At 54.0% G+C, this 11,917-nt stretch carries 20 protein-coding genes; all 20 read left to right on the top strand.

Annotated elements, in window-relative coordinates:
- Nucleotides 1-55: 55 nt before the first annotated feature.
- The 20 genes from rpsG to rplF all read left to right on the top strand — a co-directional run bounded on the left by rpsG (nt 56) and on the right by rplF (nt 11,908).
- Nucleotides 56-526: a 30S ribosomal protein S7 gene (gene rpsG / locus M0220_RS06800; RefSeq protein ID WP_009098975.1), complete on the top strand. Its 471-nt coding sequence runs from the start codon at nt 56-58 to the stop codon at nt 524-526.
- 167 nt (nt 527-693) lie between these two features.
- Nucleotides 694-2,817, top strand: coding sequence for an elongation factor G (gene fusA, locus M0220_RS06795; protein WP_030074212.1), 2,124 nt, complete (start codon nt 694-696; stop codon nt 2,815-2,817).
- Nucleotides 2,818-2,846: 29 nt separating this feature from the next.
- Nucleotides 2,847-4,040, top strand: a complete 1,194-nt coding sequence (gene tuf / locus M0220_RS06790; RefSeq protein WP_009723905.1) for an elongation factor Tu — start codon at nt 2,847-2,849, stop codon at nt 4,038-4,040.
- 160 nt (nt 4,041-4,200) lie between these two features.
- Complete coding sequence (gene rpsJ, locus M0220_RS06785) at nt 4,201-4,512, top strand: 30S ribosomal protein S10 (RefSeq protein WP_009098983.1); 312 nt, start codon at nt 4,201-4,203, stop codon at nt 4,510-4,512.
- A gap of 150 nt (nt 4,513-4,662) precedes the next feature.
- Entirely contained in the window at nt 4,663-5,301 is a 639-nt protein-coding gene (rplC, locus tag M0220_RS06780) for a 50S ribosomal protein L3 (RefSeq protein WP_009723904.1), read from the top strand.
- A gap of 15 nt (nt 5,302-5,316) precedes the next feature.
- Complete coding sequence (rplD, locus tag M0220_RS06775) at nt 5,317-5,922, top strand: 50S ribosomal protein L4 (RefSeq protein ID WP_030074211.1); 606 nt, start codon at nt 5,317-5,319, stop codon at nt 5,920-5,922.
- Nucleotides 5,919-6,215 carry a 50S ribosomal protein L23 gene (gene rplW / locus M0220_RS06770; RefSeq protein WP_009723902.1) on the top strand — a complete coding sequence of 99 codons (297 nt, stop codon included), beginning with the start codon at nt 5,919-5,921 and terminating at the stop codon, nt 6,213-6,215. The genes rplD and rplW overlap by 4 nt, the downstream gene beginning before the upstream one ends.
- 17 nt (nt 6,216-6,232) lie before the next feature.
- On the top strand, nt 6,233-7,063 hold the full coding sequence (gene rplB / locus M0220_RS06765) for a 50S ribosomal protein L2 (protein WP_030074210.1): 831 nt from the start codon (nt 6,233-6,235) through the stop codon (nt 7,061-7,063).
- 33 nt (nt 7,064-7,096) lie between these two features.
- Nucleotides 7,097-7,372 carry a 30S ribosomal protein S19 gene (gene rpsS / locus M0220_RS06760; protein ID WP_009098993.1) on the top strand — a complete coding sequence of 92 codons (276 nt, stop codon included), beginning with the start codon at nt 7,097-7,099 and terminating at the stop codon, nt 7,370-7,372.
- Nucleotides 7,373-7,390: 18 nt separating this feature from the next.
- Entirely contained in the window at nt 7,391-7,723 is a 333-nt protein-coding gene (rplV, locus tag M0220_RS06755) for a 50S ribosomal protein L22 (RefSeq protein WP_010626471.1), read from the top strand.
- An 11-nt stretch (nt 7,724-7,734) separates the two neighbouring features.
- Entirely contained in the window at nt 7,735-8,436 is a 702-nt protein-coding gene (rpsC, locus tag M0220_RS06750; protein ID WP_030074209.1) for a 30S ribosomal protein S3, read from the top strand.
- 15 nt (nt 8,437-8,451) lie between these two features.
- Nucleotides 8,452-8,865, top strand: coding sequence for a 50S ribosomal protein L16 (gene rplP, locus M0220_RS06745; protein WP_007112000.1), 414 nt, complete (start codon nt 8,452-8,454; stop codon nt 8,863-8,865).
- Nucleotides 8,865-9,056: a 50S ribosomal protein L29 gene (gene rpmC / locus M0220_RS06740; protein ID WP_009723898.1), complete on the top strand. Its 192-nt coding sequence runs from the start codon at nt 8,865-8,867 to the stop codon at nt 9,054-9,056. The genes rplP and rpmC overlap by 1 nt, the downstream gene beginning before the upstream one ends.
- A 1-nt stretch (nt 9,057) precedes the next feature.
- Entirely contained in the window at nt 9,058-9,318 is a 261-nt protein-coding gene (gene rpsQ / locus M0220_RS06735; RefSeq protein WP_009723897.1) for a 30S ribosomal protein S17, read from the top strand.
- A gap of 50 nt (nt 9,319-9,368) precedes the next feature.
- Nucleotides 9,369-9,740: a 50S ribosomal protein L14 gene (gene rplN / locus M0220_RS06730; RefSeq protein ID WP_009723896.1), complete on the top strand. Its 372-nt coding sequence runs from the start codon at nt 9,369-9,371 to the stop codon at nt 9,738-9,740.
- 14 nt (nt 9,741-9,754) lie between these two features.
- Complete coding sequence (rplX, locus tag M0220_RS06725) at nt 9,755-10,069, top strand: 50S ribosomal protein L24 (RefSeq protein WP_009723895.1); 315 nt, start codon at nt 9,755-9,757, stop codon at nt 10,067-10,069.
- An 18-nt stretch (nt 10,070-10,087) separates the two neighbouring features.
- Entirely contained in the window at nt 10,088-10,627 is a 540-nt protein-coding gene (gene rplE, locus M0220_RS06720; protein ID WP_009723894.1) for a 50S ribosomal protein L5, read from the top strand.
- A gap of 10 nt (nt 10,628-10,637) precedes the next feature.
- A complete protein-coding gene (gene rpsN / locus M0220_RS06715) occupies nt 10,638-10,943 on the top strand; it encodes a 30S ribosomal protein S14 (protein ID WP_009723893.1) in 306 nt (101 codons plus the stop codon).
- A 32-nt stretch (nt 10,944-10,975) separates the two neighbouring features.
- A complete protein-coding gene (gene rpsH, locus M0220_RS06710) occupies nt 10,976-11,368 on the top strand; it encodes a 30S ribosomal protein S8 (protein WP_009723892.1) in 393 nt (130 codons plus the stop codon).
- Nucleotides 11,369-11,377: 9 nt separating this feature from the next.
- Complete coding sequence (gene rplF, locus M0220_RS06705; RefSeq protein ID WP_009723891.1) at nt 11,378-11,908, top strand: 50S ribosomal protein L6; 531 nt, start codon at nt 11,378-11,380, stop codon at nt 11,906-11,908.
- Nucleotides 11,909-11,917 lie beyond the last annotated feature (9 nt).

Raw genomic sequence — 11,917 nt, 5'->3', positions numbered from 1 at the left:
ATTAGCACACATTAGTTCCGGGTTTACCTGAAGGATCCTTAATTGAGGGCTTATCATGCCTAGAAGAAGAGTTGTAGCTAAACGCGAAATCCTGCCGGATCCTAAGTTCGGAAGTGAGCGTCTGGCGAAGTTCATGAACCATCTGATGGTCAGCGGCAAGAAGTCCATAGCTGAGCGCATCGTCTACGGTGCGTTGGACAAGGTTGCCGAGCGTAGTAATGAAGAGCCGCTGGAAATCTTCGACAAAGCGCTGGAAACCATCCAGCCGATGGTCGAAGTTAAGTCGCGCCGCGTTGGTGGTGCGACCTATCAGGTGCCGGTCGAAGTTCGTCCTTCGCGTCGCCAAGCCCTAGCAATGCGCTGGTTGGTGGACGCTGCGCGTCGCCGCGGTGAAAAAACGATGGTTCAGCGCCTGGCAGGTGAAATGCTGGATGCCGCTGAAGGCAAAGGCTCGGCTGTTAAGAAGCGTGAAGATGTGCATCGTATGGCAGAAGCCAACAAGGCCTTCTCTCACTATCGTTTCTAAACTCGGCGTTTCTAAGTATGTATTCATTTTTGCTGGTTGCGCTGCGTTAAAGAATTTTTTCGCCATGTTGCAACACGTCGCCGCTATCGTTGTCGATGGCGGCAGTAGCATACGCAAAATGAATACTGCTGAATTAACGAGCATCGCCAACTAACGGGAGCTTCACCGTGGCACGCAAGACTCCACTTAATCGTTATCGCAATATCGGTATCGTCGCTCACGTTGACGCGGGTAAAACCACGACAACGGAACGCGTACTGTTTTATACCGGTCTTTCCCACAAAGTGGGTGAAGTACACGACGGTGCTGCGACGACAGACTGGATGGAGCAGGAGCAAGAGCGTGGTATTACAATCACCTCTGCTGCTGTTACCACCTTCTGGCAAGGTATGAGCAAGCAGTTTGACGAGCATCGCATCAATATCATTGATACGCCTGGACACGTTGACTTCACAATCGAAGTTGAGCGTTCTTTGCGTGTTCTTGATGGTGCTGTCGTTGTACTGTGTGGCTCTTCCGGCGTTCAGCCGCAGACCGAAACTGTTTGGCGTCAGGCCAATAAGTATGAAGTTCCGCGCATGGTATTCGTCAACAAGATGGACCGTACCGGCGCTGATTTCTTTATGGTCGTTGACCAGCTTAAAGAGCGCTTGGGGGCTAACGCTGTGCCAATCCAGATCAACTGGGGCACAGAAGAAGACTTCAAAGGCGTCATCGACTTGATCCAGATGAAGGCCATCCTGTGGGATGAGGCGAGTCTGGGTATGAACTTTGATCTCGTTGATATTCCGGCTGAGCTACAAGAAACAGCCGAAACATATCGCGAGCAAATGATTGAAGCCGCTGCCGAAGGCTCTGAAGAGCTGATGGACAAGTATTTAGAAGGCGGTGAGCTGACAGTTGAAGAGATCAAGGCTGGTCTTCGTGCGCGTACGTTAGCAAACGACATTGTTCTGGTTACCTGTGGTTCTGCATTTAAGAACAAAGGTGTTCAGGCAGTGCTCGACGGTATTATCGAATACATGCCTTCGCCGACAGAAGTTAAAGCGATCGAAGGTGAGCTTGACGATAAAGACGGTACCATCGCTACTCGTGTAGCCGATGATAGCGCACCGTTCGCAGCGTTGGCGTTTAAGATCGCTACCGACCCCTTCGTTGGTACCTTGACCTTTATCCGCGTCTACTCGGGCGTTCTTAAATCTGGTGACGGCGTTTACAACTCCGTTAAGCAGAAGAAAGAGCGTGTTGGCCGTATTGTTCAGATGCACGCCAACTCGCGCGAAGAGATTAAAGAGATTCTGGCGGGTGATATCGCAGCGTGTATCGGTCTGAAAGACGTGACCACGGGCGACACTCTATGTGATATCGATAACAAAATTGTTCTCGAACGCATGGAATTCCCGGATCCGGTTATCTCGGTAGCGGTTGAGCCGAAGTCGAAAGCTGACCAGGAAAAAATGGGTATCGCTCTGGGTAAACTGGCCCAGGAAGACCCTTCCTTCCAGGTTAAGACTGACGAAGAAACCGGCCAGACCATTATTTCTGGTATGGGCGAGCTACACCTGGACATTATCGTTGACCGTATGCGTCGCGAGTTCAAGGTTGAAGCCAATATCGGCAAGCCTCAGGTTGCCTATCGTGAAACCATTCGCGGTAGTGTTGAGCAGGAAGGTAAGTTTGTACGTCAGTCAGGTGGCCGCGGTCAGTACGGTCATGTCTGGTTGCGTATCGAGCCGCTGGTAGCAGCAGAAAAGGGTGAAGGCGAAGGCGAAATTTTCTTCAAATTCAACTCTGAAATCGTAGGTGGTGCGGTTCCCAAAGAATACGTGCCTGCGGTTGAGAAGGGTGCCTACGAACAGCTCAAAAACGGTGTCATCGCGGGCTACCCGATGATCGACGTCAAGGTAACGCTGTTTGATGGTTCCTTCCACGACGTGGACTCTAATGAGACTGCGTTCAAGATTGCTTCTTCTATGGCAGTGAAAGAAGGTGCCAGGAAGGCCAAGGCCGTGCTGCTGGAGCCGGTGATGAAGGTCGAAATCGTGACCCCCGAAGAATTTATGGGTGACGTCATGGGCGACCTGAGCCGTCGTCGCGGTCTGGTGCAGGGCATGGATGACTCCTCTTCTGGTAAAGTCATTCGTGCAACGGTGCCACTGGGTGAGATGTTCGGTTATGCAACCGACCTACGCTCGCAAACCCAGGGCCGCGCGAGCTACTCTATGGAGTTCGCGAAGTACGAGGAGGCGCCCTCCAGCGTCGTTGAAGCCGTCATCAATCAAAACGGTTAACCGTTAGCTAACGTAAAGAGGTTATAGCAGTGGCTAAGGAAAAATTTGAACGTTCCAAACCGCACGTCAACGTCGGCACCATCGGTCACGTCGACCACGGTAAAACGACCCTGACAGCGGCCCTAACCCGCGTGTCTGCTGAGGTTTTCGGCGGTGACTGGCGTGAGTTTGATACCATCGATAACGCTCCTGAAGAGCGCGAGCGCGGTATCACCATCGCTACGTCTCACGTTGAGTACCAGTCTGAAGAGCGTCACTACGCACACGTTGACTGCCCGGGGCACGCTGACTACGTCAAGAACATGATCACCGGTGCTGCGCAGATGGACGGCGCAATCCTGGTATGTTCTGCTGCTGACGGCCCGATGCCGCAGACGCGTGAGCACATCCTACTGTCTCGTCAGGTTGGCGTTCCGTACATCGTTGTGTTCCTGAATAAAGCGGACATGGTCGATGACGAAGAGCTGCTTGAACTGGTTGAGATGGAAGTTCGCGAACTCCTCGACGAGTACGACTTCCCGGGTGACGACACGCCGATCATCACTGGTTCTGCGCTGATGGCGCTGAACGGTGAAGACGAAAACGGCATGGGTACTACTGCTGTTGCGAATCTGATCAAAGCTCTGGATGAGTACATTCCTGAGCCGGAGCGTGCTATCGACCAGCCGTTCCTGATGCCGATCGAAGACGTGTTCTCTATCTCTGGCCGCGGTACTGTTGTTACCGGTCGTGTAGAGCGCGGTATCGTTAAAGCAGGCGAAGAAGTAGAAATCGTCGGTATTCGCGACACCACTAAAACCATCGTTACCGGTGTTGAAATGTTCCGTAAGCTGCTCGACGAAGGTCGTGCAGGTGAGAACGTTGGCGCCCTGCTGCGTGGTACTAAGCGTGATGACGTCGAGCGTGGCCAGGTTCTGGCTAAGCCAGGCACCATCAACCCGCACACTACCTTCGAAGCAGAAGTGTACGTGCTGTCCAAAGAAGAGGGTGGTCGTCACACGCCTTTCTTCAAGGGCTACCGTCCTCAGTTCTATTTCCGTACCACTGACGTAACGGGAACTTGTGAACTGCCGGAAGGTGTTGAAATGGTAATGCCGGGCGACAACGTTAAGATGGTTGTTACCCTGATCGCTCCGATCGCTATGGACGACGGTCTGCGCTTCGCAATTCGCGAAGGTGGTCGTACCGTTGGTGCTGGCGTTGTTGCAAAAATCATCAAGTAAGCTTGCTTGATTGATTGATCAAGGGGGCTCGTTAGAGCCCCCTTTTCTGCGCACCAATAGCAAATGTTTGACATGGGCTTTTGGCGTGCCTATAATGCGCATCCTTTGAATGCGTGGGTAGACGGCTCGCGCCGTCGACATCCATTGGAGTTTAGGGCAAATGCAGAACCAAAAGATTCGCATTCGGTTGAAAGCGTTCGACCATCGCCTGATTGATCAGTCCACAGCGGAAATCGTTGAAACCGCTAAGCGTACTGGTGCTCAGGTTCGTGGTCCGATCCCGCTGCCGACCAACCGCGAGCGTTACACCATTCTGATTTCACCGCACGTCAACAAAGATGCGCGTGACCAGTATGAGATTCGTACGCACAAGCGTGTGCTCGATATTGTTGAGCCAACCGAGAAAACTGTTGATGCATTGATGAAGCTCGATCTCGCCGCTGGCGTAGACGTGCAAATCAAGCTCGACTAATTACACTAGACACTCGCGGCCCAGCGCTCATTAATTTTTAGAATGAGCAGCAGCCGCCGCGCCGTGAGGCGCCACACAATGTGCTAGTGGAATGCTCTGGAAAGGGCAGCCATAGCGGGTGATAGCCCCGTACACTATAGGAGACTGAGTATGACTATCGGTTTAGTCGGTAAAAAGGCCGGGATGACCCGTGTCTTTACCGAAGATGGCGCTTCTGTGCCCGTGACCGTTATTGAAGTTGATCCTAACCGTGTAACGCGCGTTAAGACCCTTGAGTCTGACGGTTATGCAGCGGTTCAGGTCACCACAGGTTCTCGCAAAGCCAAGCACCTCACCAAAGCGCAAGCGGGTCAGTTTGCCAAGGCGGGTGTTGAGGCTGGTCGTTCACTGATGGAATTTCGTCTTGCAGAAGGCGAAGAATCTCCAGAAGTGGGTGGCGAACTCACCGTATCCCTCTTCGAAGCTGGTCAAATGATTGATGTGACCGGCACCTCTAAGGGTAAAGGCTTCCAGGGTGCTGTTAAGCGCTGGAATTTCCGTACCCAAGACAACACGCATGGTAACTCCCTGTCGCACCGCGCGCCGGGTTCTATCGGCATGTGTCAGACCCCGGGTCGCGTATTTAAAGGCAAAAAAATGGCCGGTCAAATGGGTAATGCCCGTTGCACCGTACAGAGCCTTGAGATCGTCCGTGTCGACGCCGAGCGTAACCTGCTGCTGATCAAAGGTGCTGTTCCGGGCGCGACCGGTAGCGATGTTATCGTTCGCAGCGCCGTGAAAGCTCGCTGAAGGGGATAATTACCAATGAATCTGAATCTTGCTGCAGGCACGGGTACCGTTGAAGTAGCCGACGCCACTTTTGGCAAAGAATTCAACGAAGCGCTGGTTCACCAGGTGGTAACTGCCTATTTGGCTGGTGGCCGTCAAGGTACTCGCGCTCAAAAGAACCGTTCCGACGTGCGTGGTGGTGGTAAAAAGCCGTGGCGTCAGAAGGGTACCGGTCGTGCACGTGCCGGTACTATCCGCTCTCCGCTATGGCGCAGCGGCGGCGTAACTTTCGCGGCGCGTCCTCAGGACCATAGCCAGAAAGTAAACCGCAAAATGTACCGTGCGGCGATGCGTTCCATCCTGTCTGAACTCGTACGTCAAGAGCGTCTGATCGCTATTGAAGAGTTTAGCGTTGAAGCGCCGAAGACCAAGCAGGTAGCTGCCAAGCTGAAAGAGCTCAACCTTGAGAAAGTGTTGATCGTTACTGAAGAAATTGACGAGAAGCTCTATCTGGCCGCACGCAACCTTCCCCACGTTGACGTGGTGGATGTCGCTGCAGCTGATCCGGTGAGCCTAGTTGCCTTTGATAAGGTTCTGGTCACCGTCTCCGCCCTGCGTAAATTCGAGGAGAAGCTGGCATGAACCAGGAGCGCGTATTTAAGGTTCTGCTTGGACCGCACGTGACCGAAAAGGCCGCGATGGCAGCCGAGCGCAACCAGTACGTTTTCAAAGTGGCATCTGATGCTACCAAGCCCGAGATCAAGAAAGCCGTTGAAGCACTATTCGGCAAGAAGGTCGGCAGCGTTCAAGTATTGAACGTGAAGGGTAAAACTAAGCGTACTGCTCACGGCGTTGGCCTGCGTAAGGGTTACCGCAAAGCGTATGTGACCCTGGCTGCGGGTGAAACGCTCGAAGACTTCTCTGGCGCCGAATAAGGGCAGGAGTACGGATAATGGCAATCGTCAAGACCAAACCCACATCCGCCGGTCGTCGCCACGTCGTTAAGATCGTTGGTGAAGAACTGTACAAAGGCCGTGCTTATGCACCGCTTTTGGAAAAACAGTCCAAGTCCGGTGGCCGTAACAACTACGGTCGCATCACCACTCGCCACGTGGGCGGTGGTCATCGTCACCACTATCGGTTGATCGACTTCAAGCGCACAAAAGATGGCATTCCTGCCACTGTTGAGCGTCTGGAGCACGACCCGAACCGCAGTGCGCACATTGCACTGCTAAAGTACGCTGATGGCGAGCGTCGTTACATCATTGCACCGAAAGGTGTCAGCGCGGGTGACGTGCTGGAATCTGGTGTAAACGCGCCCATCAAGAAAGGTAATGCTTTGCCGCTGCGCAACATCCCACTTGGTTCTACCGTTCACGGTATCGAACTGAAGCCGGGTAAAGGCGCGCAGATTGCTCGCAGTGCCGGTACTAGCGCCCAGTTGGTCGCTCGTGAAGGTAATTACGCCACCTTGCGTCTTCGCTCTGGCGAAATGCGTAAAGTACTGGCTGAATGCCGCGCGACCTTGGGTGAAGTGAGCAACTCTGAGCACAGCCTGCGTCAACTTGGCAAGGCCGGTGCGAAGCGCTGGAGAGGCGTGCGTCCGACTGTTCGCGGTGTCGCGATGAACCCAGTCGATCACCCGCACGGTGGTGGCGAAGGCCGCACCAGTGGTGGTCGTCACCCGGTATCCCCATGGGGCGTGCCGACTAAGGGTCACAAGACGCGTAAGAACAAGCGCACCGACAAGCTGATCATTCGTCGTCGTAATAAGACGCGTTGATCTAAATTGCCAAGACATTAAGAGGTAACGGCTGTGCCACGTTCACTAAAGAAAGGTCCCTTCATTGACCTTCATCTTTTGAAGAAGGTAGAGGCTGCAGTGGAGAAGAACGATCGCAAACCGATCAAGACTTGGTCGCGTCGTTCGATGATCCTGCCAAACATGGTAGGCCTCACAATCGCTGTCCATAACGGTCGCCAACACGTCCCGGTGCATGTCTCCGAGGAAATGGTTGGTCACAAGCTGGGCGAATTCGCTGCTACTCGCACTTATCGCGGGCATGCGGCGGACAAGAAAGCCAAACGGTAAGCCAGAGAGGATTGAGAGATGGAAGTCACAGCTAAGCTGCGTGGCGCTCGTTTATCCGCCCAGAAGGCCCGTTTGGTGGCTGACCAGGTGCGCGGTAAACCGGTCGCCGAAGCACTCGACCTGCTGACCTTCTCACCGAAGAAGGCTGCCAAGCTGGTTAAGAAAGTGCTGCAGTCCGCCATTGCAAACGCGGAAGAAAATAACGGCATGGATATAGACGAGCTGCGTGTCTCGACCATCTGCGTCGATGAGGGCATGACGCTCAAGCGTATCAAGCCGCGTGCCAAAGGGCGTGCGGATCGTATCTTGAAGCGCACCTGTCACATCACCGTCAAGGTAGCCGAGAAGTAGGAGTCGACCAGATGGGTCAGAAAGTCAATCCAACAGGCATTCGACTGGGCATCGTCAAAGACCATGCTTCTGTCTGGTATGCCGAGCGCGGCGCCTATGCCGATAAGCTCAATAATGATCTCGAAGTGCGCAGCTTCCTGGAACAGCGTTTGAAAAACGCTTCCGTAAGCCGCATTCACATCGAGCGTCCGGCTAATAATGCCCGCATCACCATTCACACTGCCCGTCCGGGTATCGTGATTGGCAAAAAAGGTGAAGATGTCGACCGTTTGCGTCGTGATCTCACCGAGATGATGGGCGTTCCAGTTCATGTGAACATTGAAGAAGTTCGCAAGCCGGAGCTGGATGCCAAGCTAGTCGCTGCTAACGTAGCGGGTCAGCTTGAGCGTCGCGTCATGTTCCGTCGTGCTATGAAGCGCGCGGTACAGAACGCAATGCGTCTTGGCGCTGGCGGCATTAAGATTCAGCTGTCAGGTCGTCTGGGTGGTGCCGAAATCGCACGTACCGAATGGTACCGCGAAGGTCGCGTTCCGTTGCACACGTTGCGTGCGGATATCGACTACGCCACTTACGAAGCTCACACCACCTACGGCGTCATCGGCGTCAAAGTGTGGATCTTCAAGGGCGAAATCCTCGGTGGTATCGAGGAAGTACGTGCCAAGGCTAAGCAACAGCCTGCCGGCAACGCGCCCAAGAAGAAAGGTTCCAGGTAAGGGGAGAGCGAGTCGATGTTACAGCCCAAGCGTATGAAATTCCGTAAGATGATGAAAGGCCGCAACCGTGGCCTGGCGCATCGCGGAAGCAAGATCAGCTTCGGGGAGTACGGTCTCAAAGCAACCGGTCGTGGCCGCATCACTGCGCGCCAGATCGAAGCCGGCCGTCGTGCGATCACACGTCACGTTAAGCGTGGCGGTAAAATTTGGATCCGCGTCTTCCCTGATAAGCCGATCTCCAAGAAGCCGCTCGAAGTTCGTATGGGTAAAGGTAAAGGTTCCGTTGAGTACTGGGTAGCCCAGATCCAACCGGGTCGGGTCCTGTACGAAATTGAAGGTGTATCTGAAGAGCTGGCCCGTGAAGCATTTGAGTTGGCCGCACAGAAGATGCCCTTGTCCACCACCTTTGCTAAACGGACGGTGATGTGATGAAAGCCCAGGAAATTCGTGAAAAGTCCGTAGGAGAGCTTCAAGAGCAACTCCTCGAGCTACTCCGCGAGCAGTTTAACCTGCGCATGCAGAAGGCCACTGGCCAACTGAGCCAGACTCATCTGCTCAAGCAGGTCCGCCGGGATATCGCCCGCGTGAAGACTATGCTCAACGAGAAGGCAGGTGAATAAGATGGCCGAAGAGAAAAAAACACGTACGCTCACCGGCAAGGTGGTGAGCGATAAGATGGATAAATCCATCGTCGTAATGATCGAGCGTCGTGAGCGTCACCCGATCTACGGAAAATACGTCAAGCGCTCCACCAAGCTGCACGCCCATGATGAGGCGAACCAGGCTAAGGCAGGCGATACGGTTTCCATTCAGGAGTGCCGTCCGCTTTCCAAGAAGAAAGCTTGGACGCTGGTCGAGGTGGTCGAACAAGCCAAGGGTTAATCCCCTTGTCTGTTCAACCAGTGCAGTCAGATTAGGTTTGGAGAAAACCGATGATTCAGACTCAGACAATGCTGGATGTCGCCGACAACAGCGGAGCGCGCCGGGTGCAATGCATCAAGGTGTTAGGCGGTTCACACCGTCGCTACGCTCGCGTTGGTGACGTCATTAAGGTAACGGTGAAGGAAGCGATTCCGCGCGGTAAGGTCAAAAAAGGCCAAGTGCTGAAAGCGGTAGTCGTTCGCACCCGTAGTGGCGTCCGTCGTAGTGACGGTTCGCTGATCCGTTTCGATGGAAATGCGGCAGTTTTGTTGAATAACACCAACGAACAGCCGATCGGCACGCGTATCTTCGGGCCGGTAACTCGTGAACTTCGTAATGAGAAGTTCATGAAGATCATTTCCCTAGCGCCTGAAGTGCTGTAAGGAGCGAGGCGGATATGCAAAAGATCAAACGTGACGATGAAGTCATCGTCATCGCCGGGAAGGATAAAGGCAAGCGTGGCACTGTTAAGCGGGTATTAGAAAACCGTTTCGTGGTGTCCGGTGTGAATATGATTAAACGTCACACCAAGCCTAATCCCATGGCGGGAAATCAGGGCGGTATCGTCGAGCGTGAGGCTCCGATTCACGCGTCCAACGTAGCCATCTTCAATTCGGAGACCGGTAAGGCGGATCGCGTCGGCTTCCAAGTTAAGGAAGACGGTACCAAGGTACGTATCTACAAGTCGACGCAGACGCAGATCGACGCCTAACGCGAGTCGGGTAGCAAAATGGCGAACTTGAAAGAACGTTATCAAAACGAGGTCGTGGCTCAGCTCAAAGAGCAGTTCAGCTACGCCAACGTAATGCAGGTACCCCGGATCACGAAAGTGACTCTGAACATGGGTATCGGCGAAGCGGTCAGCGATAAAAAGCTGATCGACAATGCCATCGGCGACCTGGAGAAACTCTCCGGTCAAAAACCGTTGGTGACCAAGGCACGCAAGTCCATCGCGGGCTTCAAGGTGCGCGAAGGTTGGCCGATTGGTGTCAAAGTTACACTACGCTCAGCGCGTATGTGGGACTTCCTGGACCGTTTGGTGAACATTGCGATTCCCCGCGTGCGTGACTTCCGTGGTCTCAATCCGAAGTCTTTTGACGGTCGCGGCAATTACTCAATGGGTGTGCGTGAGCAGATCATCTTCCCAGAGATCGAGTATGATAAGATCGATCGTATCCGGGGGCTGGACGTCACTATCACTACTACCGCCAACACCGACGAGGAAGGTCGTGCGCTATTAGCGGCACTGAACTTCCCGTTTAAGAAATAAGGGTTGGATCATGGCTAAGAAAAGTATGATAGAGCGCGAGCTCAAGCGTACTCAGCTAGTCGAGAAGTATGCGGCTAAGCGCGCAGAGCTCAAGAAAATCATCTCGGACGTGAACGCTTCTGAAGAAGAACGTTTCGAGGCGACGCTGAAGCTGCAGCAACTGCCGCGTGACTCAAGCCCGGTGCGTCAGCGTAACCGCTGCCGCGTCACTGGCCGTCCGCACGGTTTTTACAACAAGTTCGGCCTTGGCCGTAACAAGCTGCGTGAAGCCGCCATGCGTGGCGACGTCCCTGGTCTGAAAAAGTCCAGTTGGTAACGTCACGTCGAATCATCAGGAGCGCACATTAAATGAGCATGCAAGACACTCTAGCGGATATGTTTACCCGTATCCGCAATGCGCAGATGGCCACCAAGGAGACGGCTACCATGCCGTCCTCCAAGCTGAAAGTTGAAGTGGCCCGCGTGTTAAAAGAAGAAGGCTACATTACCGACTTTACGGTGGCTGAAGGCGTTAAACCCGAGCTGACCGTTACTCTCAAGTACTTCGAGGGTAAGCCGGTTATTGAGCACATTCAGCGGGTTTCCAAGCCGTCTTTGCGCCAATACAAGGGCAAGGACAACCTGCCTAAGGTCGCCGATGGTCTGGGTATCGCGATTGTCACCACCTCTAATGGTGTCATGACCGATCGTGCCGCGCGCCAAGCAGGCGTCGGTGGCGAAGTCATCTGCACCGTATTCTAGGAGGCTGGAATGTCCCGCATAGCGAAATATCCGGTTAAAGTGCCTGCTGGTGTCGAGATTAAAATCGATGCTGGCCAGCTGACCGCCAAAGGCGGCCAGGGCACACTATCTATGACCATTCACCAAGATGTGGTGATTGGTCAAGAAGATGGTCAGCTGACCTTCGCCCCGAGTGAGTCTGCCAAGAGCTGGGCAATGGCCGGTACTACCCGCGCCTTGGTTCAGAACCTGGTAACGGGCGTATCCGAGGGTTTCACAAAAACTCTCGAAATTGTAGGCGTCGGTTATCGTGCCCAAGCTAAGGGCCAGACGCTCAATCTTTCACTGGGCTTCTCGCACCCGGTCGACTATGAACTGCCTAAGGGTGTCTCAGCGGAAACGCCGAAGAACACCGTGATCGTGCTGAAAAGCGCGGACAAGCAGATGCTCGGCCAGTGCGCCGCGGAAATCCGCGCCTTCCGTCCCCCTGAGCCGTATAAAGGCAAGGGTGTTCGGTACGCCGACGAGCAGGTGCGTCGCAAAGAAGCCAAGAAGAAGTAAGGCAGGGTT

This window comes from Halomonas qinghailakensis (genome assembly GCF_025820815.1).
In the GTDB taxonomy this organism is placed as follows: Bacteria; Pseudomonadota; Gammaproteobacteria; order Pseudomonadales; family Halomonadaceae; genus Vreelandella; species Vreelandella qaidamensis.
The sequence above is the reverse complement of the archived record's forward strand: the minus strand, read 5'-3'. Positions and strand labels throughout refer to the sequence as shown.

Excerpts from the sequence above, each read along its gene's own strand:
- rpsG (WP_009098975.1), top strand. The coding sequence starts at position 56 with ATGCCTAGAAGAAGAGTTGTAGCTAAACGCGAAATCCTGCCGGATCCT.
- rpsQ (WP_009723897.1), top strand. The coding sequence starts at position 9,058 with ATGGCCGAAGAGAAAAAAACACGTACGCTCACCGGCAAGGTGGTGAGC.
- rpsC (WP_030074209.1), top strand. The coding sequence starts at position 7,735 with ATGGGTCAGAAAGTCAATCCAACAGGCATTCGACTGGGCATCGTCAAA.
- rplB (WP_030074210.1), top strand. The coding sequence starts at position 6,233 with ATGGCAATCGTCAAGACCAAACCCACATCCGCCGGTCGTCGCCACGTC.
- rplF (WP_009723891.1), top strand. The coding sequence starts at position 11,378 with ATGTCCCGCATAGCGAAATATCCGGTTAAAGTGCCTGCTGGTGTCGAG.
- rplP (WP_007112000.1), top strand. The coding sequence starts at position 8,452 with ATGTTACAGCCCAAGCGTATGAAATTCCGTAAGATGATGAAAGGCCGC.
- rplV (WP_010626471.1), top strand. The coding sequence starts at position 7,391 with ATGGAAGTCACAGCTAAGCTGCGTGGCGCTCGTTTATCCGCCCAGAAG.
- rplN (WP_009723896.1), top strand. The coding sequence starts at position 9,369 with ATGATTCAGACTCAGACAATGCTGGATGTCGCCGACAACAGCGGAGCG.
- rplX (WP_009723895.1), top strand. The coding sequence starts at position 9,755 with ATGCAAAAGATCAAACGTGACGATGAAGTCATCGTCATCGCCGGGAAG.
- rpsN (WP_009723893.1), top strand. The coding sequence starts at position 10,638 with ATGGCTAAGAAAAGTATGATAGAGCGCGAGCTCAAGCGTACTCAGCTA.
- rpsH (WP_009723892.1), top strand. The coding sequence starts at position 10,976 with ATGAGCATGCAAGACACTCTAGCGGATATGTTTACCCGTATCCGCAAT.
- rplE (WP_009723894.1), top strand. The coding sequence starts at position 10,088 with ATGGCGAACTTGAAAGAACGTTATCAAAACGAGGTCGTGGCTCAGCTC.
- rpmC (WP_009723898.1), top strand. The coding sequence starts at position 8,865 with ATGAAAGCCCAGGAAATTCGTGAAAAGTCCGTAGGAGAGCTTCAAGAG.
- rplW (WP_009723902.1), top strand. The coding sequence starts at position 5,919 with ATGAACCAGGAGCGCGTATTTAAGGTTCTGCTTGGACCGCACGTGACC.
- rpsJ (WP_009098983.1), top strand. The coding sequence starts at position 4,201 with ATGCAGAACCAAAAGATTCGCATTCGGTTGAAAGCGTTCGACCATCGC.
- rplC (WP_009723904.1), top strand. The coding sequence starts at position 4,663 with ATGACTATCGGTTTAGTCGGTAAAAAGGCCGGGATGACCCGTGTCTTT.
- rplD (WP_030074211.1), top strand. The coding sequence starts at position 5,317 with ATGAATCTGAATCTTGCTGCAGGCACGGGTACCGTTGAAGTAGCCGAC.